Genomic DNA, 22,293 nt, shown 5'->3' on the forward strand with positions numbered 1-22,293 from the left:
CGGCGCGTCACACTGTGTCGCTTGTCGGAGGGTCGGGGCTGGGGCACTCCAGTTCCCGACTTGCATTGTTTGGGGGGTAATCGTGCACGAAATGGTCAAGGGCTCGAACGTGGCCCTGTCGGCCCTGAGCGAGAACACCGGTTCCGTCCTCATCGGTCTGGGCTGGGGGAGCCCGACGGGTGAAGGCGACGCGGACGTCTCGGTCCTGCTCCTGGACCCGGACGGCAAGGTCCGCGGGGACACGGACTTCTACTTCTACAACAACCCGGTCGCCGAGGACGGGAGCGTGCAGCTCCTGGGCAAGACGCCGACGGCGGACGGGAACGAGGACAGGATCAGCTTCGACCTGACCGCCGTCCCGGCCCACGTCGACCGCGTCGTCGTGGCCGCCAGCCGGTACAACGGGGCGCGCTTCAAGGAGCTGGAGAACGTCCGGCTGTCGTTGGCCGACGGAGCAGGGGAGAACCTGCTGCGCTTCGCGCTGGACGACATCGACGAGATGAGCGCGGTCATCTTCGGCGAGCTGTACCGACGTGGAGAGGAATGGAAGTTCCGCGCCGTGGGCCAGGGCTACGCGACGGGTCTCGGCGGCCTGGCGACGGACTTCGGCGTCGACATCGAGGACGACGCGGAAGCAGTGGAGGCGGCGGTGGAGGCCGCGGCGCAGGCACAGGACAAGGCCGCGACCGAGGATCACGAGAACCCGCCGCCTCCGCCTCCGGGCGGGGAGCCCGACCGTCGGCCGACGACGACGGCGGCGATCCCGTCTCCCCGCCGGCCGGGGGACGAGACCGAATCGCCGAAGCGGACGGCTCGGCCGCGCACGGCGAAGAAGAAGGTCACCCTGCCCAAGGTGGCCAGGAAGAGCCTGGCGGAGAACGAGGCATGGAGGGAGGCGCGCCTCTTCCCGGTGTCGGCGCTGAAGAGCGACCGGGACCGGGAGATGCGGGCCACCTCGGTGCTGCTGTCGGTCATGGCGCAGGTACCGGAGTTCGGCAGGAGACTGACCGCGGCGTTCGGCGCTCCGGCGGGCCGCATGGAGACCTTCACCGAGGTCACGCTGCCGCACGGCGAGACACCCAGGCGTCCCGACGGGGTGATCCGCGTCGAGCGGGCGGGCAAGCTGTGGACGGCGCTGCTGGAGACCAAGACCAACGGCAACTGCCTCAAGAGCGACCAGGTGCAGGCCTACATGGACATAGCCGCACGCCGTGGCTACGAGGCCGTGATCACCCTGTCCAACGACGTGGCGCTGGAGGGCAGCCCGCTCGTCGACGTCAAGGTCGACGGCCGGCGCAAGCACAAGGTCGGCCTGTGGCACCTGTCCTGGGCCGAGGTCGCGCATCAGGCGCAGATGCTGATCCGCCACGAGGGCGTCGGCAACGCGGCACACGCCTGGCTGCTGCAGGAGCTGCTCCACTACCTGCAGCACGAGAACTCCGGCTGCCACGGCTTCCAGAACATGGGCCCGGCCTGGGTCCCCGTACGCAACGGCATCGACGACGAGACCCTGTGCCAGGGCGACGCACGCGCACTGGAGGTCGTCGAGAGCTGGGAGAGGCTCATCCGGCAGGTGTGCCTCGGACTCGGCGGCGAACTGGGACAGAAGGTGCTGCCGGTGCAACGCGCCAGACGCGGAACCGACCCGGGAGAACGCCGCAGCCGCTGCGCCGACCAACTCTGCCAGGACGGCAGGCTGCAGGCGGAGCTGCGCATCGAGGGAACCCCCGGCATCCTGGCGATCACCGCGGACCTCCGCACAGGAAGGCTGCGCACCTCCATCGAGATCCCGGCCCCGGAGCAGGGCTACCCCCTGTCCTGGGCGAAACGCCTCGTCCGCAGCCTGGCCGAGGCACCGTCCACCCTCCACGTCGAAACCCTCGTCGAAGGAGAGCAGGGCGGACCCCGAGCCACCCTCGAACGACTCCGCCCCGAGCCGGCCGACATGGTCCCGAAGAACAGCGGCGCCAAGATCACCGGCTTCCGTCTGTCCCTGATCAAGAGCATGGGCAGCAGCCGAGGCAACGCCGAGTCCGGCTTCATCCGCAGCGTGGACGACGCGGTGAACCGGTTCCACTCCACCGTGGTGGTCCACGTGAACCGCACGACACCCCGCCGAACCCCGTCCAGGACGGAAGCCCCGACAACCTGAGGAACGCCGAGGACACAAGCCGCCCCACCGAGCGCGGCCACCCCCAGCAGAACAACCACGCGGCCGGGAAGACACCCGGCCACCCTCAGCAGAACAACCACGCGGCCGGGAAGACACCCGGCCACCCTCAGCAGAACAACCACGCGGCCGGGAAGACACCCGGCCACCTTCCCGGCCGCGCACTCTCACTCAGCCCACTGACAACGCCCCGAACAGGCCGGGGCGCGCACATGCGCGGCACGGTGGCGCGCACGAAAACACACATGCGACCCCCGCCCCACCTCTGCGATCATCCGTCGAATGGCACACCCTCTGGAATCGCTGGTCCTCCGGCACACCCACCGCCTCGTGTCCCCGGACGGTCCCGCCGGAGAAGGAGCCGGTGCCGCCCGGCAGTTCGACGCGGCGCTGACGTCCGTGGGCTTCAAGCTCTCGACCGAGCTGCTGGAACGGCTGTCGGGACTGTCCGAGTCCGTGGTCCTCGACACCGCCCGGCAGACACTGAGCACCGTGAGCGAGATGGTCGGCGCTCACGTCCGGCACAACACGTACTTCATCGACTTCCCGGCCAACGTCCCGGACACCGAGGACTTCTGGGCACGATGCGTCGCCGAGGCCCTCGCCGACGACGACTCCCGCGAGAACGTGCTGACGCAGCTGACGCGAGGCGCCCTGAACCTGCTCAGCCTCCCCACCTACGGCCGCTACCAGCACACCTACGAGGAGATGCTCGCGGCCCAGGACGAACTGATCGCCTCGGCGGGCGACCGCGTCACCGTCCTGCACCTCGGCCGGGACCCGGACCACGAACTCACCGACCTCTACCTCTCCCTCGCCGGCAGCACGACCCCGCTGGGCGAGGACGACCTGCGCGACCTCGGGACCCTCGCCGAGTGGTGCGTCCTCGGCCCCCAGCCGGAGACGATCCCGGTCCGGGAGAACCGTGCGGTCGTCAACGAGGCCCGGCTCACCGTCGGCGAGGACCTCCTCCTCGACACCGTGACCGACGTACTGCGCCTCGCCTGCGCCCTGTCGGGCGGCGACGTCACGCTCCAGGAGCCGACCCGCTTCCGTACGCTGCCCCGCCCCCTGCGCCGGGCACTGCTCGCGGGCCTCGACGCCGTGATCGCGGCGAACCCCGCGAAGCTCGCCGACGTGAACCGGCACCGGGAGCCCTTCAAGCGGCTCGGCGAGCGCCTGCACCCGCACGAGTACCCGCGCTGGCCGCACGCCGCCGACGTGTTCGCGGTGGCGCGCGGCGAGAAGCAGGCACGCTCCTTCGACAGCCTGCTCGAGGAGCACCTGAACGCCTACGACGTCCTCGGCGCCGTAGAACTACTGAAATCCGCCCCCGGCAAGCTCTTCCGCGCCCTGGACCTCCTGCTGCGCACCGCCGCCGACCAGAAGGAACGGGACGCGGTGGTCGACGCCGCGGTGCGGGTCGCCCCCGACGTCTCCGGCCGGGTCGTGCTCTCGGTGCGCGAGCACCTCCACAACCGTGCCCGGGAGACCGGCGAACCCCGCATCTTCGTCAACCGCCGGGGCCGCGCCTGGGTCACCCCGGACGCCCGCCGGCCGGTACCGGCCGCCGACCGCGACCGCCTGATCGCCGCCCTCGACACCGAGATACGCCGCCGCCTCCCGGCACCGGACCGCCTGCTGATCGACCCCGAGATCCTCGACGTCGCCCTCCCCCTCACCGGCCGGGCGACGACGGCCGGCCTCGGCGTCCTCCCACGCGGCTCCACCTCCGCGGTCGACGGCAAGCGGCTCCGCTTCTTCGTCTACTGGAAGCAGACCGAGGAAAGAACCGACTACGACCTCTCCGCCCTGCTCCTCCGCGCCGACTACAGCACGGACGGCTGGCTCTCCTACACGAACCTCACAGCCGTGGGCGGCAAGCACTCAGGAGACATCACCGAGGCCCCCGACGGAGCCACCGAGTTCATCGAACTGTCCCTCGACCGTGTACGCGGCACCTTCATCGTCCCGCAGGTCAACATCTTCGCCGGCGAACGCTTCGAGGAGGTCGAGGAGTCCTTCTTCGGCTTCATGCTGCGCGAGCCGGAGCAGAAAGGCCGCCCGTTCGAGCCGCGCACGGTGCGCATGAAGTCGGACCTGCGAGGAGCGGGCCGAGTGGCACTGCCCCTGGTCTTCCAGCGCGGCGAGGACAAGCAGTGGCGCGCGAAATGGCTGCACCTCTACCTCACCGGCACCCCCTCGGCGAACCGGGTCGAGGAGAACCAGGTCTCCGTGTCAAAGCTGGTCCGCGCCCTGGTAGAACGCGACCAACTGACGGTCCGCCACCTACTCGACCTGATGCCCGTCGCCCCCGCGAACGTGACCCTCTGCACCGGCGCCTGGACACCCCCGCCCGACCCCGTGACCTACATCGGCCTGGAACCCCCAGAGGGCCTCCATCCCGACTCCCGCATCATCACCCTCAAAAACCTACGCGACCTGATCCCCGACTGACTGCTACGGTGACCAACGGCGAGGCCATGGAAGGGCTTCCTCCTCAACTCCTCTTCGAAAGCAAGCTCTTCCGCTTCCCTCGCCCTCGACCAAAACCGGGAGCCGCCCACTGGGCGGCTCCCGGTTTCGTCTCAGAGCACAGACACCCGGACACCGCCCTGCGGACGAACGCCGCAGCCCGCCTCGAGCCGGCAAGCCGGCGAGGCGAACAGCTTTCCCCACCGCCACACAGCTCCGGAGGCCGCTTCGGGCCAGCTCAAAGCAGCGGGTGGAGGCCCCTGCACACGGGGGGACGGAGCCGGCTCAGTCCACGAATCATCCACCGCTGTGGCCAAGGGCCCACGGGCCGGGCGGTTCCACAGAACCCGGCGTCCGCCGGTGCGGCTCGCCGTTCTCGGTGGTGGTCGTGAACGTGGGGGAGGCGGCGAACTACCCCGTCATTCCTCGGCTTCTCTCCAGTCGAGGCAGTTGCCGTGTATGTCTTGCAAGATGCAGAGTCGCATCCTCGCCAGAATCGGGTCGTCCCGGTCCACGAAACGTTTGATGATCCGGCCATCCTCGATACGGGAGACCCCGACCTGCCGGTCGTAATCGATCCCCATCTCGTTCTCGAGCGCCAGGTTCGCGATGGCATACCTGCGTTTCGCTTCCGGGTACCGCTCCGAGACCGCCCTCACTTCGTCGAAGAACGCGGCGTCTTCCTTGTGCTGGACTCGCTCGTTTGTGGTCATGCCTAGCTCCTGACATCGTCCTGAGCTGAAGACCCGCCCTCCTTCTATGCTGCCGCAAGGGCCCCAGCCGTGCCATTCGTCCGTTACTGCTACCGCTGCCGGCCAGGAAAGAAACGGGCTCGCCCGTGGCGCACCAAAGGCTGGTGACTCGGGGCTTCGACGACTGGCGAGACGGCCGGCAACTCGACCTCCAGGCACCCCCGGTGACCGTGGCTGATCGCGGCATCTGGCACGACAGCGGCACGAAGCTCAGCCGACGCCAGTCAGCCACGATGGCGGGCGCGTCGGCCGACCAGACGTACCCCACCAGCCTCCACCGCGCTGCCTCCGAAGCCGACCGGAGCAAGCGGCGACGGCCAACGACGATGTCTGAGCCCTCAGCGCGGGAAGCTGCGATCATTTGGCTGGTTCGGGCGCTGACCAGGCGCGAACGGATGAGGTGCGTTGGCTTCGGGCTCGGCCGGACTTCCCGTGGTTGCTGGCTCTTCCCCGCTCGATCTGTGCGGTTGTGGTGCTCTGGTATCCCATCGCAACGGGCCGTGGCCGCCCGGACGCTTAGCCGATGAGTTCGTGAATCGCCGCCACGACGTTGAACACCGCCGGCAGGACGAAGACGCCCCCGACGCCGATCCATACGCACCCGGCGGTTCGGTAGCCGCGGCTTGGCGGCGGCGGTTGGATCAGCCGATCGCCCGCTCTCATCGTCTCGTTCGGAGCGAGCAGGCTGCGTCCGGTGCGGCGTTGCCTCCGCCCCAGCCATATGAAGACGACCGCTGCCATCGCCGTGAAGGCGGCCAGCTGGAGGTGTTCACTCGGTGAATCGGCGCCGGCAAGCGTCACGGCCCTGTACGACACAAGACTCCTTCCCCAAAGGATCACGATGGGTGGATCACCTCACGACGGTTCAACCACGTCAAGCGGGATGAGCGCTGGTGCGTTACTCTCCACATGCTTTCCAACTGTGGTGGCCCCGGGAGCATCGGACGGGTCCGTTCACCTGCGTTCATGAGTGGTCGACTAGTGGGGCAAGCATCGTGAGCGGTCCCCGCTGAACGCCTCGATGGCGTACGGCGCCCAGACTGACGGCCGCTGGCTCAGTGCAGTCTGACTTGCCGGTCTACTGATCATCCCCGTGGCTGACCAGTGGTATTGAGGAAGCCCACGGCTCCGACCAGTTCGGATGCCGTGGGCTCTTCTGTCGTTGTTTGGGCGTCGACTGACCTTGGACGGCCCAGCGGCTGCCCCTAGACCACCCTGCCCTTGCCGAGCGAGTCACCCAGGAACTCGAATACCCGGCTCAGCCGCTCTTCCGCCTCCGCCGGCGGTTCCGGGACGGGGGCGCCAGCAGCGATGTGCTCACCCAACAGCCACAGCACCTCGTACAAGTCCTCGGCGGTAGCCCGGTCCAGGCGCAGGACAACGTCATCAGTCATGGCGGCAAGCTAGCCGACCAACCATGCTGGGAGACCAGGCGCCCAGAAGATGAGGGCACCGCCTTGCGGCGCCCCCCGCTCAGCCGGCGCCGCTGCCGTGGGTGGCCGCCGACGGCTGCTATCGTCCGCTGCCGTTGCCGTCAGTGCTGCCGTCAGTGCTGCCGTCACTGCCGTCGGCGGGCGCGGCCCGAAGACGTCTCCCGGCGCGGTCTATGCCAGCTACTGATGGGCGCCTTCGGCGTGGCCGCTCGAATCTCAGCTGACGATCTGACGACAGCCAGCTGCGACGGTGAGTGGTCGACCGACCGAACTACAGGCCTCACCACTACGGCGGCGTTATTCTCCCGTTCGCGCTCCTGCGGCGCCTCGCCCGCTTGCTCGCCCACCCGGTGAGGGTCCCAAACCGACCCGGTGAGGATGCGGGTAGCGGGGTGCTTCTCCGGGCAACTCGAATAGAATCTTCGATTTTTACTTATAGACAGAAAAGGTTAGTCGTGCGCAGAAGATCAGGTGCGGTCATCGCTTTGATAATCCTGGTGTGTGCCGGGTGTTCAGAGAAGAAGCCGGTGGACCCGTACGCAGCGGACACTGAGCCATTCGTGGCTCTTCCGAAGACTATCGAGTTCCGCAAGTGGCTCGACGATCATGGCGAGTCGTGGAAGGGGGTAACCAAAGTGGACAGTTCGGCGCCGGATGCGGCAACGATCCGCGTGAATTCCCCGTACGACAATGAAGATGGGGCTGAACGGCTAGTCCACCTATGGGGAAAGTACGTGGGCGTCAGTCCATCGCACCTAAACGTCAGCATATTCGACAATGATACCGGCCAAATCTACGTCAATTATGTCGCGAACTAATGTAATCGAGGCGGAACCGCAGAGTGCACTCGAGTCCGGTTCTTGTTGAGTTTTGGGCGTCGTGCTGTCTGGTCCTGCCGGACACCAATGCCATAGCGGATGCCAAAGTCCCCGGACCTTGATCGGTCCGGGGACTCTTGGCGGGTCCCCCCGGCCGGATTCGAACCTGCGACACCCCCTTTAGGGGTTCGGTCCTGGCCTTCCGGCCGTACGACCTCCGTCACGCGGGCGTCTCCCAGTGGCTCAACTCCGACGTACCCGCCCCGGAGGTCGCCGCTCGCGCAGGCCACTCGGTGGACGTCCTCCTTGAAGATCTACGCCAAGTGCGTCGACGGCCAGGAGAACGAGATGAACGACCGGATCATGCGAGGGCTGGGGGGGGGGTAGGCCCACTAACTGACACCCGACCACGACGAACCGAGGGAAGCCCCGGACTGCGAAACGTCCGGGGCTTCGGCCTGTCCGCAGGACTACGCTCAGGGTTCGGCGAAACGCCCGCTGACCTGCTGCGAAGCCTCCCAAGATCAACACGCTATTACAACGTGATCACTGGCAAACGGCTGCTTCCGGCGGCACTCGCCTGCACATATGACAAGACCCCGTTCTCAGCGAACTCGCTGATGGCGGGGTCTTTAGGCACCTAATCAAAGGTGCCCCCGGCAGGATTCGAACCTGCGCACACGGCTCCGGAGCCCAGGTGAGAGCGGGGACCGAGTGACGCTCTGACCTGCGCGAGTGTCGTTCGGCGCTCGACATCCGAGCAAGATCATTACGCCCCTATTACGCGAGCGCCCTGTCGGGCGGTGGGTCCGGCCCGTATCGTCGAAGCATGATCTCGGGCAGCAACGGGCGACCGGACGGCGGCGGCGCGGAGTTCACGGCGGAGGGCCTGGCGCCGGTCCTTCAGGAAGCATGCGCGACAGCCGGACTCGACTCCCGCGGCGTCGAGTTGCTGCGCCTCGGCTCGAACGCGGTTTACCGCCTGCCGTCGTTGCCGATCGTCGTCCGCATCGCCCGTGACCCGTCGCTCCTTGAGGAGATGGACCGTGCGGTGAAGGTCGCCCGGTGGTTGGAGGCGCAGGACTTCCCCGCCAACCGCGTGCCGACGTCGGTCGCTCAGCCGCTCGTGATCGGCGGCCTTGTGGTCACCTTCTGGGAGAGCGTTCAGGACAGCGAGGAGTTCGCCACCGTCGGTGAACTGGCCGATCTGCTGCGCCGCCTGCACTGGCTTGAAGAACCGGAGTCGCTGGGCCTGCCGTACTTCGATCCCCTGGCCAAGCTGACGGCGTCCCTGGAAGGGCTGGACGGCGTCGCGGGGGAGGACCGGGAGTTCCTGGAGCAACGCGCGGCCAAGCTCGCCAAGGACTACGACCGCCTGGACTTCGTGCTCCCCTTCGGCATGATCCACGGTGACGCCAACATCGGGAACGTCCTCCGCCATCGGGAGGGACACGCGGTCCTCATCGACCTGGACGGCCTCGCCCTCGCCCCACGCGAGTGGGACCTGATCCTGACGGCGATCTACTACGACCGCTACGGCTGGCACACGAAGACGGAGTACGCGGAGTTCGTCCATCGCTACGGCTTCGACCTGATGAACTGGCCGGGCTACGAGACACTGGCGGATCTGCGGGAGCTGATGATGGTCGCGTGGGTGGGCCACCAGGTCACGTCGAGCGAGCGGGCTGCCGCCGAATTCGCCCGGCGCATGCGGTCCCTGCGCACGGGCAAGGACCGGGATCAGTGGGGCCCGCTCTGAGGTCGACTGCGTGGGCCCCGGGGCTCAAACGCTGACGTGGGAGTCGGAAGCGATCCACAGCCTGTGTTCTCTGACTTGCTCGGTGAAAGTGCGCGCTTCCGCGCTGCGGCCGGCCGCTGACAGGTTCTGTCGGAACTCGGCGAGGTAGCTGACGCACCGCGCGGACTTGAGTTGTTCGCCGAGGTCGAGCGCATCGAGTGCTACGCGGCATGCTTCCTCGACGTCTCCGGCACGTAGGTGGGCGTCGGCCAGGACCATGGTGACGAAGAAGTCGCTCCGTACGTGGCTGCCGCTCATGGCGTTCTCTGCGTGAGTGACGGCCTGGCGGGCGCTGTCGACATCCCGGAAGCAGTGGGCGGCTTCGGCGGCAAGTTCGACCTCGTCGAAGTAGCTGATCCACTCCGGTTCGTCGTCGTTGTTCCGACTCTCCAGAGCCTTGGTAGCCGCGTGCAAGGCTGCTTCGCAGGCGCGGACATCGCCGGTTCTGGCGAGTGCGCGGGCTTCCATGGCGTGGAACTGAGCGCGGAGCGTCGGCGTGGCCACGGGGGAGATGCCCATGAGCGCGGCGCGGGCAAGCGTGGCTGCCTCCGTGTAGCGGCCGAGGAACGTCGCCTGGTGGCTCATGGCCGAGAGGATGCTTCCGGCGAGCCGGCGGTCGTTGGCGTCCTGAGCCAGGCGCAGAGCCTGGAGGAAGTACCGCTGCGCCAGGCCGTGACGGCAGGCGTCGTACGACATCCAACCGGCGAGGAGTGTTGCTTCCGCCACGGTGGAGAAGAGGGCCCGGCCCACCTGCTCGGTGTACTGCCCGCGCAAGAGTGGCGCCACCTCGGTACTGAGGTACTGGATGGCCGCATGCCGTGCGTGGTCACCGCCGAAGCGGTCGTCGAGTTCGGCGAACATGTCTGCGGTGGTCTTGATGGCGGCCACATCTCCGAGACCGACACGCGTCCCGTTCGTGCGCCGCCTGGGGATCGCCGGCTCGGGCGCCACCAGCCACCGGAGGGACGCCTCATTCCACGCGGGCTCGGACGGCTCGGCCTGTAAGAGAGGCTCGTACCGGTTGAGATCCGCACGCCACAGTTGGCCGACTGCCTCAATCGCGTCATCGGGGCTCGCCGGGTAGGTGACGTCCAGGAGCGATGCGTCCCGTCCACTCTCGTGGTGAAGTCCGAGTTCGGCGGCGCCGAGTCCGAACGCCTCGCACAGCAGCGGGCCGTAGAAGTCGTCCGGGACGCTGTGGCCGTTCTCCCAACTGGCGATGCGCCGTTTCACGCTGGCGTCCGCCGGGAGCTGGTGCCCGCGGTGGCCCGCGACCTGACGTAGCTCACGCACCAACCGCGGCTGACTCCAGCCTCGATCCGTACGGGCCTTCCGTAAGCGAACGTTGGTCGGCTGCATGGAAGTGGTGATCCTTCCTCTCCCCGCCAGAGCACTGGTGCAACTGCTGGGGTCCCTGACTACGTGGCCTCACCCCCGAATGTACGCGTGGACCGTCGTTGAGCGCTGCAGGTAATCGAAGATCGAGCACGGTCGGCCCGCGATGGGGGATGACGCGTTCACGGGTGACGCGTCATCCCCCGTCATCCCTCGTCATCTGCCCTGGTCAGGGGCCTGTGCCGGAGCCTGGACACAGGGCGGCATCGTGACCGCGACTGAGTCTGACTGAGGTGAGAAGACGTGCAGAGGATGACCACGAGGGGTGTCGAATGGCTCTCCGCGGCGGCAGACGATCCGATGGAATGCCGCGCGAAATGGGCGGATGACCCCCGAGCGCCGTTCGCGCTGCCGGTCGGCCGATTCTTCGACGTGGTGACGGTCGAGCAGCGGGTCGGTTTGGAGACCTTCGACCAACTTCTTCGTCATGGACTGCCATTCGGCCCGGTCGTGCTCGATCACAAGGCACGACGCGTGGGCTTCTTCCTCACCTCGCGCAGTAAGGAGACCTTCAAGCGTTGCTTGGCTGAGGCGGAAGGCGCTCCACCTCCGTACCGCTACCTCGGGTGGGGCTCGGTGGTAGTCGTCCCGGGGCCGATGCCTCTGAGCGGTGACCGCTACCAGTGGCTTCGAGCACCGACCCGGCGCCCCGTCGCCAATCCGCTGCGCCCTGTCGCCCTGGCCACCATGTTGGTTGGCGCGGCGGATTTGCTCGCCCGTGTGGACCGGTACAGCGAGCGCTACCCGTCTCCAGCGGCCCTCGCGATCCACCTCGATGAGGGAGCTCCGGCCGATGCGTGATGACGCCACCCACCAACACCCCGATGCGGCCGCCTGGTCCCCCCTAAACAGCGACGACTGGTACGCGGCACGCAACGCCGCAACCGCTCTCCGGGACGCTCTGCTCCGAGCCGGCCTGGAGAAAGACTTCCCGTATCTGCGAGCCGACCTGAACGCCTTCGGCCACGGCCTGGTCGACCTGGGGCGCATCTCGCCGACCACTGCCGAGCGCTTGGCAGAGTTGCTGCGTATGGCGCTGGTTGCGGGCCTGCGGCACCTGGGGGAGAGCAGCGATGGCACTGGTGACCACCACACAGAAGAGGACTGACGTCATGACCGATCGCCGGGGAGTCGTTGCCAAACGAGCGGAGAACTTGTCGCCGGACGTCCCCTACGTCCGCGGCTGGGCACGGGCTTGCCGCGGAGCCGGCGCCTTGGCCACGCAACTGACCGCCCTGGGCCTGGAACCGGACTTTCCTGGTCTCTCGGCAGACGTGAACGTCGCGGGGGACGGCCTGGTACGCCTCAGCGCCGTCCGCCCGGAAGCGGCCTTGTTACTGGCGGAACTGATCGTGTCGGGTCTCGAGGCGGAGATGGCGAACCGCGGCGAAACGCTGGCACAAGAGGCGGAGGAAGGTCGGCACAACTCGTCGGCGGCCTGACCACTGCGCCACGAAGAACGCCGGCCGACTGCGGTACGAGCACGCTCCCGCGGCTGGCCGGCCCGACCCCGTACGTCACCGTTCCCCCGGCGGATGGCGTACGGGGCCCTTTGCCGTCGCGGTGTCTCCCCGGTTGTGGTCTGCCGCTCGGCCGGGACCGGCGCCCCAGCGCCGCAGCCCGGACGAACGGCAGACCAACATGTGCGGGAGAATGCTCGGTTCGTCACGCTTCTTGCGCTGATCAGCCACACCGTGCGGCCAAGCGCTTAGAAGATGCGGGCGGGGGCTTGTGGGGCGCGCTGCCTGGCTGGCGCAGCTGCCGCGGGTGACCGCCGACGTCTACTGCCGTCCGCCGTCGTTGCCGTCACGACTGCCGTCAGTGCCGCTGGCGCGTACGACTCGGAGACGTCTTGTGGCGCGGCCTGAACTCGGCTGACTACGGGTGCCTTCGACGTGGCCCGAACCTCAAACTGGTTGCTGTACTTCGCTGCTGTAGTACAACCGTCAGGAACTGCCGGTGGCTGCCTCAAGCGCAGGCCCACGTTGCGAAAATGACCAGCCTCAAGCCAGCGAGTTCAGGCATACTCATCTGTTCGCCTGCCGGCGGGCCCTGCTGGACCAGGACGGTCCTTGCCTTGAGAGGCCGCTGATGCTCACTGCCCACGAGCCGCTGCACCGTGCTGCCGAAGACTTGGTCATGGCAGTCCTTTCCGAGTTGGCCGAGACGGTATCCGTGCCGCAGTTCGGCCTGCAACGGGACTACCACAGCTGGCGACGCTGCCAGCAGGAGACCTTCTTGGTGGAAGAACACGAACAGTGGCAGTGGCCGATCGAGTTCTCCTCACGGGAGTGGTGGTATAGCTTCCCGGCCTACAAGGCCCTACGTGACGTCATCCGGGATCACGAGGTGCTTCGGAGCCGGGTAGATACCTTGGTCGGCTACCCGTCCAGCCTCCTCCTGCGTCGCCTACAGGATGTCGTGGTTCGGTATCTGCTGACTCCTGTGGTAGAGAAGGTCCGTACCTACCGCTTCGACGGTGCTGCCTTTGAGGCTGCATACGCGACTGTGGAAGCCGGACTGTTCGCCAAGACTGTCCGCTTGGTCGAGTACGTTCCCCTGCTCGGGTTCGACATGTCGCAGGATGTGTCGGGTGCCCCGTTGCGTGACGCTCTCACGATACGGCCGATGACCGACGTAGAGGTTTCCGAAGCGCTGCGGGTGATGGGCCTCCCCATCGCCCAGCTCAGCAGCACTAACTCACTGAGCCTTTCCCGCCTCCATCAGAATGCCCTCGTACTTGAACGCGATCTACCGGTACACAGCGGTTACAACCAGCACCCGGAGGCAGGGGATCCTTCGCCGTTCCACGCCGCCGTCGACCGCATGCTCATCGCCCTGCGCATCGTGTGCGGCGGCTCGGTCACCTATGGTCGTCCGATGTGCATGCAGAGTCGGGAAGATTTTGACGCTCAGCCGCATGCTTCATCCCGCCTCACCGAGGTCCACCATCCGGTTGAGGACCGGCCAACTCTCCTTGTCGACGCTGTCACGTTGGGGAGCTTGTGTGAGGTGTATGACCTGCTGGGTAAGCCGAGTGTCCAGAGCAAGAAGTTTCTGCTCAATGCCCTGCGCCGCTTGACCATGGCGGGTGGCCGCGCCTTGCCTGAGGACAGGCTTATCGACTTGTGCATCACTGCCGAGTCTCTGTTCATCCAACACCCTGGCCTTCCGCGGAGGCGGGATAAGCGTGAGCACCTAGTGGCCGGGGTCATGTCCCCTGTCGTGGTGTAGGCGATCAGTCGTCTGACGTGGCGGGCAGGGCGGTTGGGGTATCGAGGTAGAGGGCGTCCATGCTCTCGTTGGAGAGGTAGCGGCGGGGGAAGGCGATCCACTCGTCGTGGAGTTCGGCGAGGACCGCGGTGGCCAGGCGGAGGACCGCGGGCGGGTTGGGGAAGACCTGGACGACGTCGGTGCGGCGTTTGATCTCCCGGTTCAGCCGCTCCAGCGGGTTCGTGGACTGGATCTTCTTCCAGTGCTGGTGGGGGAAGTCCGCGAACGCGGTCAGGTCTTCTTTCGCCTCCAGCAGCATCTCTCTGACCTTGGGGAACTGCCGGCCGAGCATGTCGGCGACGGTGTCGAGCTGGGTGCGGACCGCATCCGCGGTGGGCTGGGCGAAGACCGTGCGGATCGTCGCGGCGACCATCTCTGCCGAGCCTTTCGGGATCACGGCGAAGACGTTGCGGACGAAGTGGACCCGGCAGCGCTGCCAGGCGGCGCCGAGCATGACCTTGCGGATTGCTTTGACCAGGCCGCTGTGGCTGTCGGAGATGACCAGGCGGACGCCACTCAGGCCGCGTTCGCGCAGGTGACGCAGGAACTGGGTCCAGAAGGCTTCGGTCTCGCTGTCGCCGACCATGACGCCGACGACTTCGCGGCCGCCGTCCTGAGTGACGCCGGTGGCGATGACGATCGCCTGGGAGACGATGCGGTGGTCGACGCGGGCCTTGACGTAGGTGGCGTCGAGGAACAGGTAGGGGAAGCGGATGTGGTCCAGCGGGCGGGTCCGGAAAGCGTCGAGCTGTTCGTCGAGGTCCGCGCAGATCCGGGAGACCTCGCTCTTGGATATCCCGGTGTCGGAGCCGAGGGCTTTGACGAGGTCGTCGACGGAGCGGGTGGAGACGCCGTGAACGTATGCCTCCATGATGACCGCGTAGAGGGCCTGGTCGATGCGCCGCCGGCGCTCGAGGAGGCTGGGGAAGAAGCTTCCGGCCCGCAGTTTCGGGATGGCGAGTTCCAGGTCGCCGGCCTGCGTGGTCATGGTCTTCTCGCGGTGCCCATTGCGCCAGGTGGTGCGGGTGTCGGTGTGTTCGCCCCACTCGGCGCCGATCTTCGTGGTGGCCTCGGCCTCGATCAGTTCCTGCAGCAGCCGCTCGGCGACCTCGCGGACGAGTTCAAGACCATCGGCCGAACGTAGTGACTCAAGCAGGCGAAGTAGGTCATGCTGGGACAAGGCCACCGTGCACCCCCTGGGGTTGAACTGCCCGTTCACTCCGGACAGTTGCACGGTGGCCTGCCAGTTGAGCAGGGAGCAGACACCGGCAGACGGTGCACCCGAGGGAGCAGAACCCGCGCACTCAACCGCAAAGATCCCCTACACCACCAGGCGGGACGCCATCGTGGCCGGTGCGAAGGCTCTCCTGAGTGGTGACTCTTATCTAGGCGCACAGGATCAACACGTTGAGCAGCTGATCAAAGACGTCTATAGACGCCGCAACGCCGAGATGCACGGCGACGTAGGGCAGGCCGGCCCCTTTCGCCTCCTGGATGGAGCTGCGACTACTGATCTTCACGCCCTGGTCGACGATTTCGAGCGTCTTCTACGCCGCGCTGCTCACCTTTTCCTTATCCAAACCGTTGGCGGCGACGGTGGCCGGCCAGCGTAGCCAACCGACCCACGCTACTCACCCAATACTGCTGGCCTGACACCCGCTTTAGGAGTTTGATCGCCCCTCGGCGCTGCCGGGGAACCATCCGTCCACACTGGCCGTGCCGGGCCGCCCAGGACTGCTGGCGTCCGGGGTCGTTGATGTCACGCGTGGATGTCAGAGCGGAGCAACCCGCGCGCGTTCGCTGGCAAGATGATTGCGTGGTTGACCTGGAGCGCATCAAGGCAGAGACCGTGGCGTACTTCCGAGCACTCGAAGTGAGTGCCACCCTGCGGCACCACTTCCGCGCCACTGATGAGGATGGCGCCGTGTGGTACTTCGAGGCCGCGTCCGACGGCGGTGAGTTGATCGCCATCAAGCAGGCCGAGCTGACTCCGGCCGGCCAACTCCACCGATACAGCTGGGAGCATCTGGAGGACGATCACGGCTTCCTGACGGACCAGGCGCTCCACCCTGAGGAGCACCCGCTGGAAGCCATCCCGGCCGAAGAGTTCCAGCGGGTGTGGACTCAGTGACGAGGTTGGACAACCACTTTAGGAGAGAGGCTGGGGGACCTCGGGCCTGAGCTGCGGATTCGTCGGCCGGGGAAGCAGGCGGCTACTCGACCGCAGGGCACCGGCGTTGACCGTGGCTGCCCCCTGCATCTGGCACGGTTGTGGCACGAGCCTCCGACGGTGGACGCGCTGCAGGCAATCACCCCTCCGCGTGTGGCCGCTGTCGGGCATCCTGGTCTCTTTCGGTACCTGCTACTTGGAGCCGCCATGCCCCGCCACGCGATCAACGACGCGCTCACCGAGCACAACGGCATCAGGGCCTTTGCCATGAAATGGATCAAGAAGGAGTTCGACTCGACGTGGGAACGTCTGAGCGAGTCACGATGCCGCGAGTTGGAGGAGTGGCTGAAGTCGCAAGACATCGGCTACCTGTGCCCCGGAGCACATGACGGACATGACCGGAAGGCCTGCCCACTGCCCTCCGTGGAGACAGCCGAAGTCTTGCTTTATCAGAGAAATTCTGCCATCGGCGTGACTATCAGGCTGACATCCTTTGACACCCCACTCCGTCAGCAGCCGGCCGTCGTCGGCGGCATGCTCTCTATAATGGCAGGCGTTCTTGAAAGCACATTTAAGGGCGCTTTCAAGAACGGCCTCGACACGCTCGGCGATGGCTTGGCTGACCAGCGGCAGGTATGACCACGGGTGCCTATTGGTGCGTGGCGCTGCTGTGCGACGTGACTGCGCTTGTCCCCAATGGGCACCAGAGCACGGCTCCGGAGGGCTCTGGCAGATGGAGCGAATTCGCTGGTGGCAGCCTAGGGGGACCGAGAGGGAGACCCCGCTGTCCACGGATAGTCCACTGGGCTGCGTGGATGCTGCGAGCGCGACAGGGAGTGTCGGTGCTTCACCGCTAGCGGCACCTAGAGTCGGTGTCACTAGAGAAGGCTATAGCAGCCTCACAAGAGGCGTGTGTACCAGCGGTTTAGGGCCACTGCTCCTCCGCGAGTGGCGCATTATTCAACTGGTCACGAGTGCTACGCCAGTTCGGCGTGAACCTGTCCATCAACTTGGTGAAACGGTCGTCGTGATGGCGTTCCAGGTAATGCGCCATCTCATGGACGACGATGTACTCGAGGCAGGCTGGGGGTTTCTTGGCGAGCTCGACGTTGAACCAAACGTGCCCGGTCTCGCGGTTACACGAGCCCCACTTGGTCTTCATGCGCTTGATGCTCCAGCGCGGCACCGACACCTCGAGGACTGGTTCCCATTTTGCGATCATGTCCGGGATCACGTGTCGAAGCTGCTCTCGATACCAACGGTCGAGCAGCTCCCGCCGCCGCTCAGCGGTGGTGCCGGCCGGGACGTATAGCAGCAGTCGCTCACCGTCGAGCTCGACGTGGGCGCGTCCGGGGCGCTCAACGACCTTCATCCGGCGGCGAACGCCCCACACGTAGTGAGACTCGCCGGTGACCATCTCTCGCGTGGACTGGCGTGCGGCTGACTGGAGTTGCTCGCGCTGCTCTTTGATCCACGGCAGGCGCTGGATCACGGCTAGCCGCACCTGGTCATCGCCGAGCTGGTGCGGCGCCGCTACCCGAACACGCCCAAGGGGTGGATAGACACCGATGTGCAGGTTCTTGATGTTCTTGTAAATGACGTCGATGCCGATGCCACGGACGGTGATATAGGCGCTAGCGGTACTCATGACGGGCCTTTAGCAGTTCAAGCAGTTCGTCGAGTCGGTTAAAGTCGGCGGGCAACGCCTGAGCAAGCGCGCGCTTGACTTTCTTCTCCTTCATCGCGTTACCCACCCACGAATCGGGCTTGGTATGGAGGATGGTGGTATCCACCACCGCGGCCAGCTCCGGCGCCTGATCGAAGAAGTCGATCAGGGCGCGGCGGGCACCGTTGTTGGCCCACTCCGGGTACTCGGTGTCCGATTCGCCCTTACCGAGGTTCGTCGCGTGCTCCAGGAGCTTTTCGAGGTACTCCTTGTAGTCCAGAGCGCCCTGCCGTCGTTCCTCAAGTATGGCGTCGAGTAGTTCCGACATGTTGTCGTAGTACTTCGGGTTCATCGGGCGCTCATCGATGATCACCTTGCGCATGTTGTTGGTGATCGTCTCCGCCATCGCTTCGGGGTCCTTCTTGATACCCGCGGGAAGCTTGTCGAGCGCGCTAGCCCCCATCTCGACGATCAATTGGATCAGCCCAGTTTCCTGGAAGTCGGATACCACTTCGGAGGGACTGGCGCTGATGTATGTGTCGAGCAGATGCCGCATGCCGGCCTCGTACTGCTTGAAGTCGACATTCTCGCCAGCACCAAGTTTCACCTCGTCGCGCACGTTGGCGTAGTGGGCGATCTCTTTCTTGATCGCTGCCGCCTCGGCGCCTTCCATTTCGTTGGCGAGATTGCCGTACGCGCGGGTCACGGCCGCGACAGCCTTGTAAAGCTCAACCCGCTTGGGCTCGTTGGCCTTGAGCTGCTCAGCGTTGCCCTGCTCGCGGGCGCAGAAGTACTGCTGGTATTGGAGGGTGTCCTTCGGCGGTGCGACCGGCTCACAGAGTGCCCGGATCTTCTCCAAAGCCTCATCGAGGTCCTCACGGGCCTTGTCGATCCGGTCTGACAGCAGCCCCTCGATATCCTTCTTCTCATAGCCTTCGAGCGCGCCACCGGTGTAGTCCGTGATCGCGGACTCAAGGGAGTTGAACAGGTCTCGGTAGTCGACGATGTAGCCGTAGTCCTTGTCCTCGCCATCAAGGCGGTTCACCCGGCAGATCGCCTGGAACAGGCCGTGGTCCCGCATCTTCTTGTCGATGTACAGGTACGTCGCGCTCGGGGCATCGAAGCCAGTCAAGAGCTTATCGACGACGATGAGCAGCCGCATCTGGCCCGGGTCCTTGATAAAACGTTCCTTGACCTCTCCTTCGAACTGCTCGACCTTTCCCATTGCCTTGTCGGCAGGCTCGCTGAAGTGGTCGGCGAGCATCTGCCGGTAGATCTCGTACTGGCGGAGGCGCTCGGTGGCGCCGTGGCCGGAATCCTCCTTGGAGATGTCGCTGGCCTGTGGTGTGTAGGACGTGATGATGGCACACTTGCCCTTGAACCCAGCCTGCGTGAACAGCTCGTAGAACTTGCACGCCTGGTAGATGCTCTGGCTGACGAGAATGGCATTACCGCGGCCGTCCGAGAGGCGCGGCTTGATCTCCATATCGAGCAGAATGTCATTGACTATCTGTCGGGCACGCGGCTCGGAGCTGACAACCTTCTGCATGGTGCCCCAGCGCTTCTTGAGCTCGGCGCGGGACAGGTCCGTCATGCCGCGCGTCTTGGCCTCAAACCACTGGTCGACCTTCGCCGGCGAGGTCAGGTCCTGGTCGATGTTGCGTGCCTCATAGCGCAGGTCCAGGACGACTCCATCAGCCACGCCCTCGTCGAACTGATAGGTGTGGATGAAACTGCCGAACCTTTCTTCGGTAGTGGCTTTGTCCTCCTTGAGTAGCGGCGTCCCGGTGAAGCCGATGAACATGGCCCCCGGCATGAGTGCCTTCATGGCGTCGTGCATCTTGCCCGACTGCGTACGGTGGGCCTCGTCGACAAACACAAAGATGTTGCCCTTGGCGTGGAAGTCCTTGGGGACGGTCGCTTTCAGCTCACGAATGAACTCGCTCTCAGCCTCATGGCGGGCGGCCTCGTCTTCCGAGCCGCGAAACTTATGGACCAGCGAACAGACCAACCACTCCTCGCTCACATTCAATGTGGCGAGGAGGTCACCACCACTCTTGGTGCGATAGATGGACTCATTGACTCCCTGAAAGACCCTCTCAATCTGATCATCCAGTTCGGTCCGGTCAGTGATGAGGAGCACGCGGGCGTCCAGCTGGTTTTCGCGGATCCACTTGGCCAACCACACCATCGTCAGAGACTTGCCGGAGCCCTGGGTGTGCCAGATGATGCCACCCTCGCGCTTGGCGATCCGCTCCTGAGCGGCCTTGACACCGAAGTACTGGTTGTGCCGACACGTCTTCTTCTGCCCCGCATCGAAGACCATAAAGTCATGAACCAGCTCAAGTAGACGTTCCTTCGAGCAGAGCTGGGTCAAGGAGCGGTCGAGAGGATCGGCGATGTCGGATGGCTCCCGCCACGCCAGCCAGTACTTCTCCGCCGTGTCGATAGGGCTGTAGCGCAGCCCCTCCACGTCGTTGCCAGCCATGACGAGCTGCACCGTCGTGAAGAACGACCGAATGAACTCGGGACGCTGGTTCCCGATGCTCTGCCGGATGCCTTCAGAGACAGCGACCTTCGACCGCTTGAGCTCGATCGTCCCGAAGGCGATGCCGTTGACGTACAGCACGATGTCCGGGCGCTTGGCGTGCTGGCCCAGCACCGTCACTTCCTCCGCAAGGGCGAAGTGATTGGCTTCTGGCCGTGCCCAGTCGATGAGCCACACCGTCTTCGTCTGCTCGCCGACCCCCGGCTTGACCTTCACCCCGTACCGCAGCAGACCGTATACGTCACGGTTCGCCTCGTACAGGTCACGTCCACCGCCGAGCGAAGCGTCGCTCTTCAGCTTATCAACCGCCTTGTTGATGAGACTGTCGCTATAGCCGCGGGCACGAAGGTTTTGTGCGAGCAACTTCACCTCAACGTTGAAGTTTCCCTCGCGATGCGCCCAGTTGCCGAGGTACTCGTAGCCCAGCAACTCCTGGAAAAGCTGGACGACACGGTCTTGAGTCTTGCGTTCAGGTTGGCCGACGTTACTCATGCTGCGCCTTCCCTCACGGGTAGGCGTGTACGTCCGGTCAGGAGCTGCTGCATCATGCCAGTCTTAACGGCGCGAACCCGGGTGAGACGAACATTGAGAGCCGCGAGCTCAGACTCTGCATCCCGGAGCACCTCGACAATCGCCCGTTGCTCATCTACAGGTGGCAAAATCGGCTGCACTTCAAGCAGTTTGGTCTTCGCGATATTATATCTCGTGGCGCCTTGGGCCAACGAAGCCACCAATTCGCGCCCATTGCTGGAGCGAAAGAAATAGGCCAAGAATGTCGGATCGATGCGTCTCGTATCCTTTAGGCGATATCCGAAGCAGAAGCTATTCAGGTAGGTCGAGGGAGACGGATTGAATTCGACCACTGATGCGAAGGCGACCTCCTCGGGTGTCTCGGACGAACCATTGAAGAGGACGTCCCCCCGCTGCACTTGGTTTTGACGTTCACCTGGCCGAACGCGCACGCGCTCAAGTCTGTGACCGAGAAGCCTCGCGCTTGCCATCACTTCCATGAAGGTCACGAAGGATGCCGATCCAGCGCCGAAGTCGTTCTTGTCCTTGCCGACGAGGCCGCCGTATGTCGTGCCCTCGTCGCGGAGTTTCACTTCGCGCCATTCGTCAACGAAACCAGGGAGGCGAGTCTTGCCAGTCAGTAGCCGCTGCGTCAGGCCCTGCTTAATCGCCTGCTTCTTTTCCGTCAGCCGCTCGAGATTTGCGATAAGTTGATCTACCTCAGAGAGAGCCTTCCCAATGGACTCTTGCTCGGGAATGGGTGGAATTGGAAGGCAAACTTTTACTAGGTCAGACTTCTTGACGTGAACGAATGACGACTTGAAGCCATGCGCCTGCCTCTCGATCTCTTTCTGTACATTTTGAAGTACGAGAAACGAGTAATAAGGTGCGACCTTTGTCTTATCTGGGGTCACCTTGAAGATGTGTTGATTTAGAACCGCATTTGGGCCAGTCCAGATCCGAGCACCAAACGACGTTCCGGTTGTGCCAGACCACGCGAAGAGGATATCACCTGCCCGAATGCGATACTTCTCGCTGATTGGACCATCGTAGTAATTATAGGGACTATTGTCATCGTTTAGGTTTTGGATCCTAATAATAGGCGTTCCGTGAGTCTTCCACTCGCTCGGCCTAAATGCCAAACCATTGGTAAGCGTTAGTGTTTGGCCAATGGTGTAGTATTGCCAGTCACGTGGAAGCGCATCCATTTTTGCCTGTTCGGAAAGCTGTCCTAGTTCCATTTAGGCTCCAAATTCTGGAAGTGCCGTTGAGTTTGCCAACTCCT

General features: G+C 65.0%; 17 protein-coding genes and 1 pseudogene. 10 read left to right on the forward strand and 8 right to left on the reverse strand.

Translation table 11 applies throughout. From position 1 onward, the window contains the following. The first annotated feature begins 91 nt into the window (after positions 1 to 91). Positions 92 to 2,152 carry a TerD family protein gene (locus OHB09_RS22675; protein ID WP_191852315.1) on the forward strand — a complete coding sequence of 687 codons (2,061 nt, stop codon included), beginning with the start codon at positions 92 to 94 and terminating at the stop codon, positions 2,150 to 2,152. Positions 2,153 to 2,452: 300 nt separating this feature from the next. After that, a complete protein-coding gene (locus tag OHB09_RS22680) occupies positions 2,453 to 4,627 on the forward strand; it encodes a TerD family protein (protein ID WP_328922453.1) in 2,175 nt (724 codons plus the stop codon). Between the two features lie 437 nt (positions 4,628 to 5,064). On the opposite strand, the gene OHB09_RS22685 is transcribed toward OHB09_RS22680, so the two are convergent. From OHB09_RS22685 to OHB09_RS22695, 3 genes are all read right to left on the reverse strand, one after another. Continuing rightward, positions 5,065 to 5,358, reverse strand: coding sequence for a hypothetical protein (locus OHB09_RS22685; RefSeq protein ID WP_328922454.1), 294 nt, complete (start codon positions 5,356 to 5,358; stop codon positions 5,065 to 5,067). A 555-nt stretch (positions 5,359 to 5,913) separates the two neighbouring features. Continuing rightward, positions 5,914 to 6,213, reverse strand: a complete 300-nt coding sequence (locus OHB09_RS22690) for a hypothetical protein (RefSeq protein ID WP_328922455.1) — start codon at positions 6,211 to 6,213, stop codon at positions 5,914 to 5,916. 389 nt (positions 6,214 to 6,602) lie between these two features. Continuing rightward, a complete protein-coding gene (locus tag OHB09_RS22695; RefSeq protein WP_328922456.1) occupies positions 6,603 to 6,791 on the reverse strand; it encodes a hypothetical protein in 189 nt (62 codons plus the stop codon). A gap of 1,045 nt (positions 6,792 to 7,836) precedes the next feature. Here OHB09_RS22695 and OHB09_RS22700 point away from each other — a divergent pair. After that, positions 7,837 to 8,035: pseudogene (locus OHB09_RS22700) on the forward strand (tyrosine-type recombinase/integrase); the annotation flags it as partial. 442 nt (positions 8,036 to 8,477) lie between these two features. Further along, entirely contained in the window at positions 8,478 to 9,407 is a 930-nt protein-coding gene (locus OHB09_RS22705) for a phosphotransferase enzyme family protein (RefSeq protein ID WP_191852307.1), read from the forward strand. A 24-nt stretch (positions 9,408 to 9,431) separates the two neighbouring features. On the opposite strand, the gene OHB09_RS22710 is transcribed toward OHB09_RS22705, so the two are convergent. Continuing rightward, the gene (locus OHB09_RS22710; RefSeq protein ID WP_191852317.1) at positions 9,432 to 10,679 is read right to left on the reverse strand and encodes a hypothetical protein; all 1,248 of its coding nucleotides are present in this window, start codon (positions 10,677 to 10,679) and stop codon (positions 9,432 to 9,434) included. A 414-nt stretch (positions 10,680 to 11,093) separates the two neighbouring features. Here OHB09_RS22710 and OHB09_RS22715 point away from each other — a divergent pair, with 414 nt between their 5' ends. The 4 genes from OHB09_RS22715 (at position 11,094) to OHB09_RS22730 (ending at position 14,075) form a co-directional block, all read left to right on the forward strand. Next, positions 11,094 to 11,642, forward strand: coding sequence for a bifunctional DNA primase/polymerase (locus tag OHB09_RS22715; RefSeq protein ID WP_191852318.1), 549 nt, complete (start codon positions 11,094 to 11,096; stop codon positions 11,640 to 11,642). Further along, the gene (locus tag OHB09_RS22720; protein ID WP_191852308.1) at positions 11,635 to 11,949 is read left to right on the forward strand and encodes a hypothetical protein; all 315 of its coding nucleotides are present in this window, start codon (positions 11,635 to 11,637) and stop codon (positions 11,947 to 11,949) included. Before OHB09_RS22715 ends, OHB09_RS22720 begins: the two co-directional genes overlap by 8 nt. Beyond that, positions 11,915 to 12,283 (forward strand): hypothetical protein, encoded by a 369-nt coding sequence (locus OHB09_RS22725; RefSeq protein ID WP_252306758.1) that lies wholly within the window; start codon positions 11,915 to 11,917, stop codon positions 12,281 to 12,283. Before OHB09_RS22720 ends, OHB09_RS22725 begins: the two co-directional genes overlap by 35 nt. A gap of 649 nt (positions 12,284 to 12,932) precedes the next feature. Continuing rightward, positions 12,933 to 14,075: a hypothetical protein gene (locus OHB09_RS22730; protein WP_328922457.1), complete on the forward strand. Its 1,143-nt coding sequence runs from the start codon at positions 12,933 to 12,935 to the stop codon at positions 14,073 to 14,075. A 4-nt stretch (positions 14,076 to 14,079) separates the two neighbouring features. Here the strand turns inward: OHB09_RS22730 and OHB09_RS22735 are convergent, their stop codons facing one another. Continuing rightward, positions 14,080 to 15,300 (reverse strand): IS256 family transposase, encoded by a 1,221-nt coding sequence (locus tag OHB09_RS22735; RefSeq protein WP_328922225.1) that lies wholly within the window; start codon positions 15,298 to 15,300, stop codon positions 14,080 to 14,082. Positions 15,301 to 15,930: 630 nt separating this feature from the next. Between OHB09_RS22735 and OHB09_RS22740 the strand changes: the two genes are divergently transcribed. Beyond that, complete coding sequence (locus OHB09_RS22740) at positions 15,931 to 16,245, forward strand: hypothetical protein (protein WP_191852310.1); 315 nt, start codon at positions 15,931 to 15,933, stop codon at positions 16,243 to 16,245. Between the two features lie 159 nt (positions 16,246 to 16,404). Then, complete coding sequence (locus OHB09_RS22745; protein WP_191852311.1) at positions 16,405 to 16,923, forward strand: hypothetical protein; 519 nt, start codon at positions 16,405 to 16,407, stop codon at positions 16,921 to 16,923. Positions 16,924 to 17,209: 286 nt separating this feature from the next. Here OHB09_RS22745 and OHB09_RS22750 read toward each other — a convergent pair whose 3' ends face one another. The 3 genes from OHB09_RS22750 to OHB09_RS22760 are packed head-to-tail and all read right to left on the reverse strand — an operon-like array spanning position 17,210 to position 22,249. Next, positions 17,210 to 17,932 (reverse strand): M48 family metallopeptidase, encoded by a 723-nt coding sequence (locus tag OHB09_RS22750; protein ID WP_328922458.1) that lies wholly within the window; start codon positions 17,930 to 17,932, stop codon positions 17,210 to 17,212. Then, the gene (locus tag OHB09_RS22755) at positions 17,919 to 20,990 is read right to left on the reverse strand and encodes a type I restriction endonuclease subunit R (RefSeq protein ID WP_328922459.1); all 3,072 of its coding nucleotides are present in this window, start codon (positions 20,988 to 20,990) and stop codon (positions 17,919 to 17,921) included. The genes OHB09_RS22750 and OHB09_RS22755 overlap by 14 nt, the downstream gene beginning before the upstream one ends. Beyond that, on the reverse strand, positions 20,987 to 22,249 hold the full coding sequence (locus tag OHB09_RS22760; protein ID WP_328922460.1) for a restriction endonuclease subunit S: 1,263 nt from the start codon (positions 22,247 to 22,249) through the stop codon (positions 20,987 to 20,989). The genes OHB09_RS22755 and OHB09_RS22760 overlap by 4 nt, the downstream gene beginning before the upstream one ends. Positions 22,250 to 22,293: the final 44 nt, after the last annotated feature.

The organism is Streptomyces griseoaurantiacus, from assembly GCF_036189845.1.
GTDB lineage: Bacteria > Actinomycetota > Actinomycetes > Streptomycetales > Streptomycetaceae > Streptomyces > Streptomyces griseoaurantiacus.

Coding starts and splice junctions, on each gene's coding strand:
- OHB09_RS22730 (WP_328922457.1), top strand. CDS start 12,933: ATGCTCACTGCCCACGAGCCGCTGCACCGTGCTGCCGAAGACTTGGTC.
- OHB09_RS22695 (WP_328922456.1), bottom strand. CDS start 6,791: ATGACTGATGACGTTGTCCTGCGCCTGGACCGGGCTACCGCCGAGGAC.
- OHB09_RS22675 (WP_191852315.1), top strand. CDS start 92: ATGGTCAAGGGCTCGAACGTGGCCCTGTCGGCCCTGAGCGAGAACACC.
- OHB09_RS22760 (WP_328922460.1), bottom strand. CDS start 22,249: ATGGAACTAGGACAGCTTTCCGAACAGGCAAAAATGGATGCGCTTCCA.
- OHB09_RS22705 (WP_191852307.1), top strand. CDS start 8,478: ATGATCTCGGGCAGCAACGGGCGACCGGACGGCGGCGGCGCGGAGTTC.
- OHB09_RS22685 (WP_328922454.1), bottom strand. CDS start 5,358: ATGACCACAAACGAGCGAGTCCAGCACAAGGAAGACGCCGCGTTCTTC.
- OHB09_RS22720 (WP_191852308.1), top strand. CDS start 11,635: ATGCGTGATGACGCCACCCACCAACACCCCGATGCGGCCGCCTGGTCC.
- OHB09_RS22725 (WP_252306758.1), top strand. CDS start 11,915: ATGGCACTGGTGACCACCACACAGAAGAGGACTGACGTCATGACCGAT.
- OHB09_RS22750 (WP_328922458.1), bottom strand. CDS start 17,932: ATGAGTACCGCTAGCGCCTATATCACCGTCCGTGGCATCGGCATCGAC.
- OHB09_RS22715 (WP_191852318.1), top strand. CDS start 11,094: ATGACCACGAGGGGTGTCGAATGGCTCTCCGCGGCGGCAGACGATCCG.
- OHB09_RS22680 (WP_328922453.1), top strand. CDS start 2,453: ATGGCACACCCTCTGGAATCGCTGGTCCTCCGGCACACCCACCGCCTC.
- OHB09_RS22755 (WP_328922459.1), bottom strand. CDS start 20,990: ATGAGTAACGTCGGCCAACCTGAACGCAAGACTCAAGACCGTGTCGTC.